Source organism: Blautia sp. HA9023 (assembly GCF_056504095.1).
The window spans coordinates 95,412-109,080 of record NZ_JBWLUR010000009.1 but is presented as its reverse complement, the minus strand read 5'-3'; the positions used below and the strand labels follow the sequence as shown (position 1 = coordinate 109,080).

Here is a 13,669-nt window from a genome sequence, read left to right as displayed (position 1 = left end):
ACCATGGCTACAAAACAGAAAATCCTCATTGTTGACGATGACAACAACATTGCTGAGCTGGTAGCTCTCTATCTCACAAAAGAATGCTTTGAGACCAAGATCGTAAATGACGGCGAGGAAGCCCTGAAGCAGTTCCATATTTTTCACCCGGATCTGATCCTTCTGGATCTGATGCTCCCGGGTATTGACGGATACCAGGTATGTCGTGAGATCCGTCATACTTCCGATGTACCGATCATCATGCTTTCCGCCAAAGGAGAAACCTTTGACAAAGTCCTGGGACTGGAACTTGGAGCAGACGATTACATCATCAAACCTTTCGACTCCAAAGAACTGGTTGCCCGTGTCCGTGCAGTGCTTCGCAGATTCCATGTAAAATCACCGTCTGCCGCACCAAAGGAAAAATGTGTTTCCTACCCGGATCTGGTGATCAATCTGACCAACTATTCCGTGACTTATATGGGACATCAGATCGATATGCCGCCAAAGGAACTGGAGCTTCTCTATTTCCTGGCAGCTTCTCCCAATCAGGTTTTCACAAGGGAGCAGCTTCTGGATCATATCTGGGGCTATGAATACATCGGAGATACCAGGACTGTAGACGTTCACATCAAACGTCTCCGTGAGAAGATCAAGGATAATCCAAACTGGGCGCTTTCCACCGTCTGGGGGATCGGTTACAAATTTGAGGTAAAAGATTCATGAAACAGCATCTTTATACCAAACTGCTGATCCTGTATTTTGTGCTGGGCGGAATCTGCTTTCTGCTCCTTTCCTCCGGAGGCTCCTATCTGGTAGAAAAAAGGCTTGAACGCTCCACCGGAGAGTCCCTTTACCGCGCAGCCAGCCAGATGGTTTCCGGAAATGAACTCCGTCAGTCTGTAAAAGACCCGGAAAATGCCTCCCTCTCCCTGGCTCTTTCCTCTGCTGCCGCATTTCAAAATGCAGATTTCTGGGTCATGGACACGGACGGAACCGTTCTGATAAACACAGATGAACAGTCTTCCGGCTCCGGTGAGATCACTGTCAAAAATTTCCGGCCTGCAGATTACGAAAATATCTGTTATTCTTCCGGTACGTTTTATGGGACATTCAAAACCACGCAGTTAAGCACCGTCGTTCCCATAAAAGATACAGACCAGGTGATTGGTTATCTGGCAATCCACTACCCTATGAAAAACCTCTACGAAAGCCGCAGCAATATCGTAGAGGTTATGATCCTGATCTTTATTGTGATCTATGCACTGTTTTTCAGTTTTCTTCTGATCTACTTTTACCGGGTCCATAAACCTCTGAAAAAAATTTTAAAAGGCGCTCTGGAATTTGCCAACGGAAATCTTTCCTATACGATTCCAGTGGATTCTGAAGATGAGATGGGATATCTTTCCCACTCCCTGAATTACATGGCAGACAAGCTGAACAAAAACGGAGAATATCAGCGACAGTTTATCTCCAACGTATCCCATGATTTCCGCTCACCTCTGACCTCCATCAAAGGATATGTGGAAGCCATGCTGGATGGTACCATCCCACCGGAAATGCAGGAACGCTATCTGAAAGTCATTGCCTTTGAATCCACACGTCTGGAGAAATTGACCCGAAGCCTCCTCACCTTAAACGAACTGGATGTCAAAAAACGGATGATGCACATGCGGCGTTTTGATATCAACGAAACCATCCGTACTACAGCGGCCTCCTTCGAGGGGACCTGTTCGGAGCGGAATATCCGGCTGGAACTCCTTCTGGCAGGCAAAGAGCTGTTCGTCCGCGCGGATATGGAGCAGATCCAGCAGGTACTGTACAATTTATTGGACAATGCAGTAAAATTCAGCAGCGACAATTCTTCCATTACACTGGAAACAACCGTCAACCATGGCAAAGTTTTTGTCTCTGTCAAAGACCGGGGAACCGGAATTCCAAAAGAAAGTCTTTCCAAAATCTGGGACCGTTTCTACAAGATTGATGCCTCCCGTGGAAAAGACCGTAAGGGAACCGGCCTTGGACTTGCTATTGTGAAAGAGATCATCAACGCCCACAAGCAGAATATTAATGTAATCAGCACTGTTGGTGTGGGAACGGAATTTATTTTTACCCTGGAAAAAGCAAAATAAAACATAAAAAACCTCTGATCCAGAAGGATGTAAAAGAAATATTCCTTAATATTTCCTGCAATCTTTCCGAATCAGAGGTTCTTTTATTTACTCTATAAATCTTCTTCAGCTTGCTATTCGGTATGTAAATCAGACATTTACTTTCAATTTTTCAATCCGTTCACAATCTTATTTCCAGTCGTAATTTCTCAGATGCCCTTCCAGATTCATATGTGCAAAATTATGCTGGCGCAACGCCTCATAAAGCACAATAGCAACAGAATTGCTCAGATTCAGGGAACGGATATCCCCGATCATAGGTATCCTCACGCAGGTTTCCTGATTTTTCACCAGAATATCCTCCGGAATTCCCGCACTTTCCTTGCCAAACATAATAAAACAGTCATCCTCATACTTTACATCTGTATAAGTCTGAGGCGCCTTGGTGGTTGCGTAATAGATCTTCGCTCCCGGATTCTTCTTGAGAAAATCCTCATAGTCCAGATATCTGGTCACATCCAGATGTTCCCAGTAATCCATGCCTGCACGCTTGATTGCCTTCTCATTGAGACGGAAACCAAGCGGCTCGATCAGATGTAATCTGGTTCCTGTTGCCACACAGGTTCTGCCGATATTACCTGTATTTGCCGGAATTTCCGGCTCATGGAGTACAATGTTTAAAACTCCCATTATTTTCCTCTTTTCTATAAAACTGTCAAGCGGATATTCGCAATCCGCTTCGCTGTATATAATCCTAAATGCTGCAAACATTCAACGATTTATATTCAATCTTTTCCATTCGTCTTCCGCCGGCCGCTCCAGATATCTGGCATTTCCGCCGCTGTAGAGAAGCCTGTCATTTCTGGAATTGGTCTGCCCGATCACTGCTGCCATGATCCCTTCTCTTCGTAACTCCTGCACAAACGCATCGCCACCCTGGATTCCCAGAAGAATGCTTCCACCGGAAAGGAGTTTATAGGGATTCACATCAAAGATCTCACAGATCTCTATGGTTTCCTGTCGGATGGGTACGCTTCGAAGGTCTGCGCTAAGTCCCACTCCGGATGCTTCCGCCATTTTCCAGAGCGCAGACAGAAAGCCGCCTTCCCCCATCAGATACCTGGCACTGGCTCCGGACGCTTCCGCCATCTTCCAGACCTTATTGTTCTCTTTTTTCATTCCTGTTCCGTAAACTTCCGGAAGTTTTCCGGCATCTTCAAGGAACCGTTCCGAAAAAACTTCCCGCAGTCTGTCATGGTAGTTCTCTGCAATCCATGCCGTACCTTCTGCTGCCACAGGGCCTGCCACGATCAGTTCATCTCCGGGTTTCAGCTGTCCGTCAATTTCCGCCTGAAGTGCCTCCAGTGCTTTTTTCCCAAGTTTCATAACTGCCGCCTTAGTAAATGATCAGCGAAAGCACAGTCGGAACTACCATTGCCAGAACCAGAATAACTGCGATGATCGCTGTGATCACTTTTCTTTTTTTCGGATCAAACATTCCCATAATTTTTATTCACCTCATCTGTAATATCCGTTAATCGCGCATTGTTGGTCAAAGGATCCCTGTCTGTATAATCGAAAAGAATCGTCTTTCCATCCCGGAACACCTCGATATGGGCGGTCTTCGGGATTTTTTCCACTTTCCGGTAATCCCAGATCAGCCGCTCGTATGGCTTCTGATCGGATGCAAAAGATGGTCTGCTCTTTAAATTCTCCCGAAGATAAAGATCCAGAAGCATCACATCGGAAAGGACTTCCAGCGGGATCTCTTTCTGTTCTCCGGCAAATTCCATCAGGATCTCATAGCGTCTCATCCTGGAATGAGAAATCTCCGAGTATCCTTTTTTCTCATAAAATCTGCCAAGTGCCTCATACATCCGGAAAGGATCTTCAAAATACTGTTCCAGAAATACAAGGGTGTGTTTGAACTGACCACTATTATAATACACTTCCACCATACTTTCCACCATTTTCAGCCCCAAAATCTCCCCGTAGGTCAGCCAGGCTGTGGAAAGCACTTCATAAGGTTCCCGGTCTTTGTAAAGGATCTGATATTCTCCGGTCATCTCCATCATATGCGAACCCTTCAGCACTTTCAGAAAACCAAGCTGAAACTGCTCCGGCCGCAGTGCATAGACATCGCAGAAAGACTTGTGGAAGCTTTCATATCCCTCATAGGGAAGTCCTGCGATCAGATCCAGATGCTGGTGGATATTTCCAAAGCTGTGGATCTGCTCTACGATTCCTTTCAGTTTTTCAAAATCCATGGTTCTCCGAATAGCTTTGATGGTCTGCGGATTGGTAGACTGTACCCCGATCTCCAGCTGGATCAGGCCCGGGCGCATGGTTTTCATCAGAGCCAGTTCCTCCTCACGGAGAAGGTCCGCGGAAATTTCAAAATGGAAGTTCGTGATCCCGTTGTCATGCTCTGTAATATACCGCCAGATTGCCATGGCGTGGTCATGTTTACAGTTGAAGGTACGGTCCACAAATTTGACCTGTGGAACTTTATTATCAATAAAAAACTGCAGTTCTTTTTTTACAAGTTCAATATCCCGGAACCGGAGCTTCTTATCTATGGAAGAAAGACAGTAGCTGCAGGAAAATGGACACCCTCTGCTGCTTTCATAATAGATGATACGGTTTTTAAACTCTGTAAGGTTGCTGTATGCAAACGGAACTTTACTTAAATCCATCAGTTCCCGCCAGCCTGTGTGTACAATATCCGGGACTTTGGTTTCGTCATGAAATGCCACACCTCGGATTTCTTTCAGGTTTTCCGGTTTTCTTTCTATATAATAGCCTGCCAGTTCATGGAAAGTTTCTTCTCCCTCTCCTACCATCACACCAAAAAACGCGGGATTCTTTTTCAGAAATTCCACCGCATCGTAAGATACTTCCGGACCGCCTGCCCAGAAATCCACATGTGGAAGGATTTTCTTAAGATCCGGTACCAGTTCTTTTACAAAGGAAATATTCCAGATATAACAGGAAAAACAGATCACATCCGGCTGTTCCAGATAAATGTCCTTTAAAATATCATCCTGGATCTGATTGATCGTATACTCTTTGATCACTACATTGGGGCTGTACTCTCCAGAACAGGATTTCAGGTTGTATACTGCAAGATTGGAATGGATATATTTTGCGTTGCACGCTGCAAGTAAAATTTTCAAAATTTGTATTCTCCTAACTTCCGCCGGATGATCTCCCTCTTTACCCGGCATTTTTCATTATTTCTCCGTTTGATTCTTTCGCCTTATGATTATAGCGTTCCCATCCCCGGATGTAAATAGAAAAACCGGATTCCTCTTTTGCAACAAAGATTCCGTTTCTGTTGTATTTCCATTCAAACAGCGTTAAAATGGATACTACATCTTTTATAAAGGAGTACCTTTTTATGGACCGAAACAGCTGCCTGAACTATTTTCAGGCTTTTCCCTTCTGGGAACATATGACCGAAGAAGACCAGGATTTTCTTCTTGATAATATCCGTGAACTTCATTACCCGGCAGGTGCTGCCATACAGTCAGAAGAACGCCAGTGTCTGGGAACTCTTTTTCTTCTGAAGGGCGTTCTCCGCGTGTACCTTCTGTCCTCTCAGGGAAAAGAAGCCACACTGTACCGTTTAAGGGACAGTGATATCTGCACCCTTTCCGCTTCCTGTATGCTTTCTGCCATCACATTTGATGTGCAGATCGATGCGGAAACAGACTGTGATCTTCTTCTGCTTCCGGCAGTTCCTTTTTCCCGGCTGATGAAAAACAATATCTATCTGGAAAATTTCATCTATAAACGGACAACCGAACATTTCTCGGATGTGATCGCCGGAATCGAACGGACATTTTTTATGACGTTACCTCAGAGGATCGCAGCCTTCCTGCTGGACGAAGCTGCAGATACCGGTTCTGATGAACTCACTCTCACCCAGGAGGCAATCGCCCGCTCCATCGGAAGTGCCAGGGAGGCAGTCAGCCGCAGCCTCAAAAAAATGAATAAAGACGGCTCTATCCAGATCTCACGGGGATCGATCCGCATTCTGGATAAAAGCCGTCTTTATGAAATGATGAATACTTTCTGATCTTACTGAAGTGCTGCTTCAAGCTCTGCTTTTGATGTCAGTCCCACAAAACGTGCAGTCTCTTTTCCACCTTTAAACACAAGCAGTGTAGGAATACTCATGATCTTATACTGCTGTGCAAGAGACGGCTCTTTATCTACGTCTACTTTCCCTACTTCGTATCCTGCTTCTGCCAGTTCTTCCACAACAGGAGCCTGACGTCTGCACGGTCCGCACCAGGTTGCCCAGAAATCTACCAGTACCGGTTTCTCTGCATTTAATACCTCTGTTTCAAAATTGTCTGTTGTAAAAACTTTTGCCATGATAAAATTCCTCCTTAAATTTATATGTTATAAAATCCGATCCTGTTTCTGATCGTTATCAGTTTCTGCCTTTCTTCTGAATTTATACTGTATGCACTCTATGCCTGCTCTTTCAAAAGTTTCCGCACATACTGACAGGCGGAAAGGCCTGCCTGCGCTCCATCATGTACCGCTTTTGCCACCTGAAGAAGGCCTCCGGTACAATCCCCTGCCGCATACAGTCCTGGAACCGTTGTTTCCATCTCCTCATTCACCCGGATATTTCCTTTTTCATTCAGTTCCGCACCAATCTGGCGGGCCATTTCTGAACTTCCGGCTGTGCCCAAGGCCACAAAAACACCTTCTGCGGGTGCAAATGACGTTTGCGGTTCGCCTGCTTCCTGTAAAGATACATCTCCTTTCAGGCGAAGTCCCTGAACACGCTCATCTCCCTCAATTGCCTGAATTTTCATGGTATTCACGTCAATCGCATTCTCCTTTGAAAATTCCGGTTTCTTTCCATCTGTAAAAATCGTCACATGAGAAGCTGTATGAGAAAGTTCCTCAGCTTCATGAAGGGCAAAATCGCTGTTTCCAAGAACCGCCACATCTTTTCCGCGGTAGAAAAAAGCATCGCATACTGCACAGTAGCTGACTCCTTTTCCTTCAAATTCCTTCACTCCCGGGATCTTCGCAGAAGCTCTTTTGCTTCCCGTTGCCAGGATCACACTGCGGGCTTCAAAATCGCCTTCCGTTGTTTTCACCTCAAAGGTATCAAAGCCTCCCATTCCCACGACCTGGGCATCCAGGATCCTGACACCAAGTGCCCTGACCTGTTCAAGTCCTCTTTCAAAAAGTTCTTTTCCGGAAAGAGGTCTCTCAAGTCCGTAATAATTCTCGATCTTCTCTGCTTTTTCCAGTGAACCGATTCCTGTATTGATGATCAGCGGGTCCATATTTCCTCTCGCTGCATAAAGAGCTGCGGAAATTCCTGCCGGGCCTGCTCCTACGATAATGATATTTTCCATTTCAGACACCTGCTTTCTTCTGCTTCTTTGAAATCTGTTTTATAATATACGCTCTGCATCGGTCTGTTTCTGTGATTAAGTCACTTTTGCTTTCTCACAGAACCTATTATACCACACCCTTCTGGAATTACACCCTTTTTATCATCTTTATCTTCCCTGTTTTTCCTGTTGCAAACGTTTTCCGAAATCTTGCACCCTGACTTCTTCTATGCTATTATTATAACAGTTTTGCTGATGCAGACCATTCAATTTTATTGTTTGTTTTTGAATATTTCAGATAGATCAGTTATGAAATAAGGGAGAGTTATTTATTATGAGAAGTTTTGAATATTTTACCCCCACACGGGTGGTTTTTGGAAAAGATACACATCTTAAAGTTGCCACACTTCTGAAAGAACAGCATTGTAAAAAAGTTCTGATCCACTACGGCGGACACAGTGCCGTTAAATCCGGTCTTATTGATGAAATCAGATCCGTACTTAACGAGGCAGGAATTGCCTATGTAACTCTTGGAGGCGTCGTTCCAAATCCACGGCTTTCCAAGGTCCGGGAGGGAATTGAGCTCTGCCGCAGAGAAAATGTGGATTTTCTTCTTGCTGTAGGAGGCGGAAGTGTTATTGATTCCTGTAAAGCCATCGGTTACGGCCTTGCAAATCCGGAAACCGATGTATGGAACTTTTTCCTCCGCACCGAAACTCCAAAAGCCTGTCTTCCAGTTGGTGTGATCCTTACCATCGCAGCTTCCGGAAGTGAAATGAGCAATTCCTGCGTCATCACAAATGAAGACGGCTGGCTGAAACGCAGTACTGCCCGAAATGACCTGTGCAGGCCACGTTTTGCCATTCTGAATCCACGGCTTACATACACCTTACCTCAGTACCAGACAGAAAGCGGCTGTGTGGATATCCTGATGCATACCATGGAACGGTATTTCGTAAATATCGAAACTATGGAAATTACAGACAGCATCAGCGAATCCCTTATGCAGACGGTAATCTACAATTCCCGTATCTTGCTGAAAGAGCCGGATAATTATACCGCCAGAGCAGAAATCATGTGGGCAGGAAGTCTCTCTCACAACGGTCTTACCGGCTGTGGAACCGGTGGCGGTGACTGGGCATGTCATCAGCTGGAACATGAACTTGGAGGGACCTACGATGTAGCTCACGGTGCCGGTCTGGCCGCATTGTGGGGAAGCTGGGCACGTTATGTCTATGACGCAAATCCGGAGCGTTTTGCCCAGTTTGCCACCAACGTATTCGAAATCCCATGCAGTATCGATTTCAACAAAACCGCCCTTGCCGGTATCGAGGCTATGGAAGATTATTTCCGTTCCATTCAAATGCCTACCAGCCTTCATGAGCTTGGTCTTGACCTTACAGAAAAAGATATCCACGATCTGGCATTTAAGTGCAGTTATGAAGATACCCGCACCATCGGCGTTTTCAAACAGTTAAATATGAAAGATATGGAAAAAATTTATCTGGCTGCACGATAAATGCGCCAAATATAATATTGCAGATGCTTTTTTGAAAATCGGATTTTTCAGAAAAACATCTGCTTTTTTTCATTTTTCCCTTGCATTCTCTACATAAATGTGTTAAAGTAATAAAGTACTCGAAAGAGACATGCCCAGATAGCTCAGTTGGTAGAGCAGAGGACTGAAAATCCTCGTGTCGCTGGTTCGATTCCGGCTCTGGGCATTATTTTTTTGCTCTGTTCACAGTTCCTGTTTCCTGTTGAACAGAGTTTTTCTTTTTATAAATAAAAAATACTGCATTCGACGTTTTCTGATAAAGCGGATATTTATATTCCGATTTATACGTAAAGTCTGATGCAGTATTTTTTGTTATACGTATTACATCACATATTGTAGTTGTAGATGATTTCCTGCATTTTTACTGAAGGAGATAAACTTCTGTATAAAATACGCCTTTCTCTTCTGCCTCTGAATGTGTGGCAACATAAACATCAATACAGTTGGTACGGATCGCGCCTCCGCAATCCTCCGCAACGTAAACCTGTCCATTGATCACTACCTTGGAACCATAAGGAATCTGGCTGGGATCTACTGCTATGGTATGATTGGTTGTTGCTGTTACGCCTGTAGATGTGATTCCGTTTGACCACGGACCACAGCAGATACTGCATGGACAGTAATGGGTAATACGGAAAGTTCCCAGAGATTTCAATGTTGCATCTGAGGAAACAGATACCGGTGTTCCAATCTGCACTCCATTGGCAGATGTTCCGGAACCACCTGTAGATGTCACGCCATCTACGGCATTTGCAAAAATACCCTCTCCGGAGCTCTTGGTAAGGGAGCCGGCTTTTGTTTTCTTTTCCTGTTCTGCTTTGGCCACCTCAGTCTCCTGGTATCCTTCCAGACAACTGGTAGGAATATATCCCGTCTGCTGTGCGCCACTGTCATCTGTGTAAACGATACGGCTCCAGATGTCATCTACTGTACCAGTCCTCTTCAGTTCATCATCCTGAAGAACTTCTCCTACTACTTCTCCGTCTTTTTTTCCCGGATAATCAAGAATATCGCTGTCTTTGGCTGCCGTGACTGTATCCGTAAATTTATTCACGGTTTCCGTATCACTGAGCACGCTATCCTGAACATAACCGATAATCTTGTCCTCTCCGTCTTTCTGAAATGTGACTTTACTCCATCCGTTGTCACATACGGCAACTCTCTCTAGTTTCGTTCCCAGAAGAACAGATCGAAGTTCTGTTCCGCTTTCTCCTGGATTGGACCGAATTGCAGTGTTCTTCGCAGTGACATAAAGAGTATCTGTCTTCGCCAGTGCATTTACTGTATTTCCTTCCCCATCATCAATCTGAAACTGTTGGGGTGATTTTTTCTCCTGTGTATATGTATTCAGTGTCGCTTCATATCCAAGTACCTCTGCAGATGCTGATACAGGGAACATCATGGAAGCACACAAAATAACTGCAAGAAGCCTTTTACGCATGAAATCTTGCCTCCTTTTTTCCGGCATTCTGCGGTTTGTCCCGACTATCATAGCATATCAGATCGTATTTTGCAATTTTGCAAGTCAGTCTTCAGAAAATTTTAACAAAAAGATCACATTTCTTAACTGGTCAAATCCCCATCTGACGGGTAAAATAAGCTTATGAATACAAAACGAAAGAATCATAAACTTACAAAAAAACAACGTCAGCGTCTCCGCATACGCCAGGTCCGCAGACAGAAAATCTTCCTGGGTTGCATCTTCCTGCTGATTCTCGGATGTATTTTTCTGCGCTTACCCAGATTTTCCGGAAAGCAGACAACTACGCACCAGATCAATGCATCCTGTGAAGCCTACCGGGATGAAGTTTCCACAGAAGCCGCCCAATATGGCATGTCTGACTATGTAGATCTGATCCTGGCAGTTATGATGCAGGAAAGCTCCGGTCAGGGAACCGATCCCATGCAGTCATCAGAAGGCGCTTATAACACGCAGTATCCTCAGCAGCCCAACGGAATCACAGATCCTTCCTACTCTATCTCCTGTGGAATTCAGGAGCTGAAATATGCCCTGGATAAATCCGGATGCACCGGACCTGCTGATCTGCCCCATATCCGCCTTGCCCTGCAGGCCTATAACTTTGGCACAGATTCCTATTTCTCTTATCTCGAAAAAAACGGAGAAACTTCCTGGACAACTGAAAGCGCCCAGGCATTCGCCCAGATGGCAAGTGGTGGCAGACAACGTGATGAAGATGATCCTCTTCACGATCCGGCAGGGCCATGGGATTACGGTGACCAGTATTATCCTGATCACGTACTTCGCTATTATCATACAAGCAGCGGATCTGAAACATCCTGATCTTGAAATGTCTTCTTTTTTTTAATTTTTCAAAAAAATCAAAAAAAAGATTTGACATACCATAAAAACTATGCTAATATATGTCTTGTCGATGAGGGAAACATCTCGTAAGATAAGACACATGCGATAGTGGCGTAGTTGGTAACGCGCGACCTTGCCAAGGTCGAGACCGCGGGTTCGAGCCCCGTCTATCGCTCTTCGGAACTCTGAATCATTCAGAGTTCTTTTTTTATGCCATAAAAAATACGATAGCTGAACCATGCAAAAAGATCCCGAATCGGAACTTCCTGAAAGGAATCCTGATCCGGGATCTTTTATATAAGGCAGACATTCTTATTCTGTCTTATTACATACTCATATATTTTAGTGATGGAAAAGTCTGATTCCTGTAAATGCCATTACCATTCCATACTTATTGCAAGTATCGATAACTGCATCATCGCGGACAGATCCGCCTGGCTCTGCAATATATTTCACGCCACTCTTATGTGCACGCTCAATATTATCACTGAACGGGAAGAATGCATCTGAACCAAGAGTCACATTCTGTAAGGCCATCCAGCCATGCACGCTTCTCTTCTCTTGTAAACACTTCCGGTTTCTCGGTAAATGTTTTCTCCCATGCACCATCTGCAAGAACATCCATATACTCCTCACCAATGTAAACATTGATGGCATTGTCTCTCTCTGCACGTGTGATGGTATCTTTAAACGGAAGATTCAGCACCTTCGGGCACTGACGGAGATACCAGTTATCTGCCTTCTGACCTGCAAGACGTGTGCAGTGAACTCGTGACTGCTGACCTGCACCAACGCCGATCGCCTGTCCATCTTTTACAAAGCATACGGAATTGGACTGTGTGTATTTCAGAACGATCAGAGAAACTTTCAGATCTCTTTTGGCTTCCTCTGTAAGCTCTTTATTTTCTGTTACAATATTGGAGATCAGTTCATCATTGATTGCAAGCTCCTGGCGTCCCTGCTCAAAAGTAACACCAAATACCTGCTTGTGCTCCAGTGGCTCCGGAACATAATTTTCATCGATCTGGATTACATTGTAGTTGCCTTTTTTCTTCTGTTTCAGGATTTCCAGTGCTTCCTCTGTATATCCCGGTGCGATCACACCATCCGAAACCTCTCTTTTGATCAACATTGCGGTATCCTTGTCGCAGACATCAGAAAGAGAAATGAAATCACCGAAAGATGACATACGGTCTGCACCTCTTGCTCTTGCATACGCACATGCAAGCGGGGAAAAATCCTTCCAGTCCATATCATCTACCCAGTAGATCTTGGCCAGTGTCTCATTCAGCGGAAGTCCGATGGAAGCACCTGCCGGAGATACATGTTTAAAAGAAGTTGCTGCCGGAAGTCCGGTTGCTTTCTTAAGGTCACGTACCAACTGCCAGCCGTTAAACGCATCCAGGAAGTTAATATAGCCCGGTCTTCCGGAAAGTACCTGGATCGGAAGGTCACTTCCGTCTGCCATATAAATCTTGGATGGTTTCTGATTCGGGTTGCATCCGTATTTTAACTGTAATTCTTTCATGGAAAAATCCTCCGTTCTCTGCGATATTGATTATTTATTCTTGTTTACAATTCTGGATTCATATTTACCTGTTTCAATGTCAATGAAACGGACAAACAGGGAAACTTTATTGTCCTGATTCAGGCTCTCCCAGAGAAGGTTTGTAAAATCATCAATATCATCCGGAATCTCTACCGGCTTCGGCTCTCCCTCAAAACTTGGAAGCGGGTTTCCGTCACATTTATAAGTATGAATGAAGCGACCCTGTCCTGCTGCCGCATTCTCATAAGCGAATGTATAACGGAGGCAGGAATCTGGATTTCCATTGTTACTCTTTAAGATAGACATTGCATAGCTGAATTTTCCGTTCTCCACATGAAGAACACCGGAAATACGAGGTGTATAATTCGGTGCATCCGGCTCAAATTCTCTGCTTCGGAGAGACTGCTCAAAAGTAAGCTGTCTGTCCATGCCCTCATAGATGGTATCTGTCTGATCACCGTTTGTTACGATCGTCTTGTTTCCAAGGACACGTACCGGTGCATAAATAATCAGGCTCGGGTCTGTAAGTTTGGACGGGTCAAATGCCTGTGTGCGGATTCCCTCACCATCCTCAACAAAAATACGGTTTCTGCTGTTCTCACTTCTTCCCATGATAAAATATGCGGTAACAGCGTGCTTTCCGTCAGCGGAACGTCCGATCACAATTCCTCTTCCTGGGTAGGAATTCTCTTTCAGTTCTTTTTCAAGTGAAAATGTAGTCATTTTTCACAGTCCTCCTTGTCTAATGTAAGGCCCGGGGATCATTCCAGGTATTAACAG

At 44.7% G+C, this 13,669-nt stretch carries 12 protein-coding genes, 2 tRNA genes and 1 pseudogene; 7 read left to right on the top strand and 8 right to left on the bottom strand.

The window, feature by feature from the left end; all coding sequences use genetic code 11:
- Positions 1-3: 3 nt before the first annotated feature.
- A complete protein-coding gene (locus tag AC04Q6_RS14265; RefSeq protein WP_015524367.1) occupies positions 4-705 on the top strand; it encodes a response regulator transcription factor in 702 nt (233 codons plus the stop codon).
- A complete protein-coding gene (locus tag AC04Q6_RS14260; RefSeq protein WP_021975913.1) occupies positions 702-2,111 on the top strand; it encodes a sensor histidine kinase in 1,410 nt (469 codons plus the stop codon). Before AC04Q6_RS14265 ends, AC04Q6_RS14260 begins: the two co-directional genes overlap by 4 nt.
- A 168-nt stretch (positions 2,112-2,279) precedes the next feature.
- Here the strand turns inward: AC04Q6_RS14260 and AC04Q6_RS14255 are convergent, their stop codons facing one another.
- The 3 genes from AC04Q6_RS14255 to AC04Q6_RS14245 all read right to left on the bottom strand — a co-directional run bounded on the left by AC04Q6_RS14255 (position 2,280) and on the right by AC04Q6_RS14245 (position 5,266).
- Positions 2,280-2,780 carry a tRNA (cytidine(34)-2'-O)-methyltransferase gene (locus AC04Q6_RS14255; RefSeq protein ID WP_021975912.1) on the bottom strand — a complete coding sequence of 167 codons (501 nt, stop codon included), beginning with the start codon at positions 2,778-2,780 and terminating at the stop codon, positions 2,280-2,282.
- Between the two features lie 81 nt (positions 2,781-2,861).
- Entirely contained in the window at positions 2,862-3,476 is a 615-nt protein-coding gene (locus AC04Q6_RS14250; RefSeq protein WP_118071683.1) for an AIR synthase-related protein, read from the bottom strand.
- Positions 3,477-3,580: 104 nt separating this feature from the next.
- A complete protein-coding gene (locus AC04Q6_RS14245) occupies positions 3,581-5,266 on the bottom strand; it encodes a B12-binding domain-containing radical SAM protein (protein ID WP_178087522.1) in 1,686 nt (561 codons plus the stop codon).
- Between the two features lie 224 nt (positions 5,267-5,490).
- Between AC04Q6_RS14245 and AC04Q6_RS14240 the strand changes: the two genes are divergently transcribed.
- Entirely contained in the window at positions 5,491-6,171 is a 681-nt protein-coding gene (locus AC04Q6_RS14240; RefSeq protein ID WP_021975908.1) for a Crp/Fnr family transcriptional regulator, read from the top strand.
- A 2-nt stretch (positions 6,172-6,173) separates the two neighbouring features.
- On the opposite strand, the gene trxA is transcribed toward AC04Q6_RS14240, so the two are convergent.
- Positions 6,174-6,473: a thioredoxin gene (gene trxA, locus AC04Q6_RS14235; RefSeq protein WP_021975907.1), complete on the bottom strand. Its 300-nt coding sequence runs from the start codon at positions 6,471-6,473 to the stop codon at positions 6,174-6,176.
- Between the two features lie 98 nt (positions 6,474-6,571).
- Positions 6,572-7,480 carry an NAD(P)/FAD-dependent oxidoreductase gene (locus tag AC04Q6_RS14230; protein ID WP_118071682.1) on the bottom strand — a complete coding sequence of 303 codons (909 nt, stop codon included), beginning with the start codon at positions 7,478-7,480 and terminating at the stop codon, positions 6,572-6,574.
- 313 nt (positions 7,481-7,793) lie between these two features.
- Between AC04Q6_RS14230 and AC04Q6_RS14225 the strand changes: the two genes are divergently transcribed.
- Entirely contained in the window at positions 7,794-8,978 is a 1,185-nt protein-coding gene (locus AC04Q6_RS14225; protein ID WP_476389747.1) for an iron-containing alcohol dehydrogenase, read from the top strand.
- Positions 8,979-9,110: 132 nt separating this feature from the next.
- A tRNA-Phe gene (locus tag AC04Q6_RS14220) sits at positions 9,111-9,183 on the top strand.
- Between the two features lie 195 nt (positions 9,184-9,378).
- Here AC04Q6_RS14220 and AC04Q6_RS14215 read toward each other — a convergent pair.
- A complete protein-coding gene (locus AC04Q6_RS14215) occupies positions 9,379-10,458 on the bottom strand; it encodes a 3D domain-containing protein (RefSeq protein WP_476389746.1) in 1,080 nt (359 codons plus the stop codon).
- A gap of 162 nt (positions 10,459-10,620) precedes the next feature.
- Between AC04Q6_RS14215 and AC04Q6_RS14210 the strand changes: the two genes are divergently transcribed.
- Both AC04Q6_RS14210 and AC04Q6_RS14205 read left to right on the top strand, forming a co-directional pair.
- Positions 10,621-11,319, top strand: a complete 699-nt coding sequence (locus AC04Q6_RS14210) for a lysozyme family protein (RefSeq protein ID WP_021975903.1) — start codon at positions 10,621-10,623, stop codon at positions 11,317-11,319.
- Positions 11,320-11,442: 123 nt separating this feature from the next.
- A tRNA-Gly gene (locus AC04Q6_RS14205) sits at positions 11,443-11,515 on the top strand.
- Positions 11,516-11,682: 167 nt separating this feature from the next.
- Here the strand turns inward: AC04Q6_RS14205 and AC04Q6_RS14200 are convergent.
- Both AC04Q6_RS14200 and AC04Q6_RS14195 read right to left on the bottom strand, forming a co-directional pair.
- Positions 11,683-12,868 (bottom strand): annotated as a pseudogene (locus AC04Q6_RS14200) (phosphoribosylaminoimidazolecarboxamide formyltransferase).
- Between the two features lie 30 nt (positions 12,869-12,898).
- Positions 12,899-13,612: an IMP cyclohydrolase gene (locus AC04Q6_RS14195; RefSeq protein WP_021975901.1), complete on the bottom strand. Its 714-nt coding sequence runs from the start codon at positions 13,610-13,612 to the stop codon at positions 12,899-12,901.
- Between the last annotated feature and the right edge of the window lie 57 nt (positions 13,613-13,669).

Coding starts and splice junctions, on each gene's coding strand:
- AC04Q6_RS14225 (WP_476389747.1), top strand. CDS start 7,794: ATGAGAAGTTTTGAATATTTTACCCCCACACGGGTGGTTTTTGGAAAA.
- AC04Q6_RS14255 (WP_021975912.1), bottom strand. CDS start 2,780: ATGGGAGTTTTAAACATTGTACTCCATGAGCCGGAAATTCCGGCAAAT.
- AC04Q6_RS14230 (WP_118071682.1), bottom strand. CDS start 7,480: ATGGAAAATATCATTATCGTAGGAGCAGGCCCGGCAGGAATTTCCGCA.
- trxA (WP_021975907.1), bottom strand. CDS start 6,473: ATGGCAAAAGTTTTTACAACAGACAATTTTGAAACAGAGGTATTAAAT.
- AC04Q6_RS14215 (WP_476389746.1), bottom strand. CDS start 10,458: ATGCGTAAAAGGCTTCTTGCAGTTATTTTGTGTGCTTCCATGATGTTC.
- AC04Q6_RS14210 (WP_021975903.1), top strand. CDS start 10,621: ATGAATACAAAACGAAAGAATCATAAACTTACAAAAAAACAACGTCAG.
- AC04Q6_RS14260 (WP_021975913.1), top strand. CDS start 702: ATGAAACAGCATCTTTATACCAAACTGCTGATCCTGTATTTTGTGCTG.
- AC04Q6_RS14240 (WP_021975908.1), top strand. CDS start 5,491: ATGGACCGAAACAGCTGCCTGAACTATTTTCAGGCTTTTCCCTTCTGG.
- AC04Q6_RS14195 (WP_021975901.1), bottom strand. CDS start 13,612: ATGACTACATTTTCACTTGAAAAAGAACTGAAAGAGAATTCCTACCCA.
- AC04Q6_RS14265 (WP_015524367.1), top strand. CDS start 4: ATGGCTACAAAACAGAAAATCCTCATTGTTGACGATGACAACAACATT.
- AC04Q6_RS14250 (WP_118071683.1), bottom strand. CDS start 3,476: ATGAAACTTGGGAAAAAAGCACTGGAGGCACTTCAGGCGGAAATTGAC.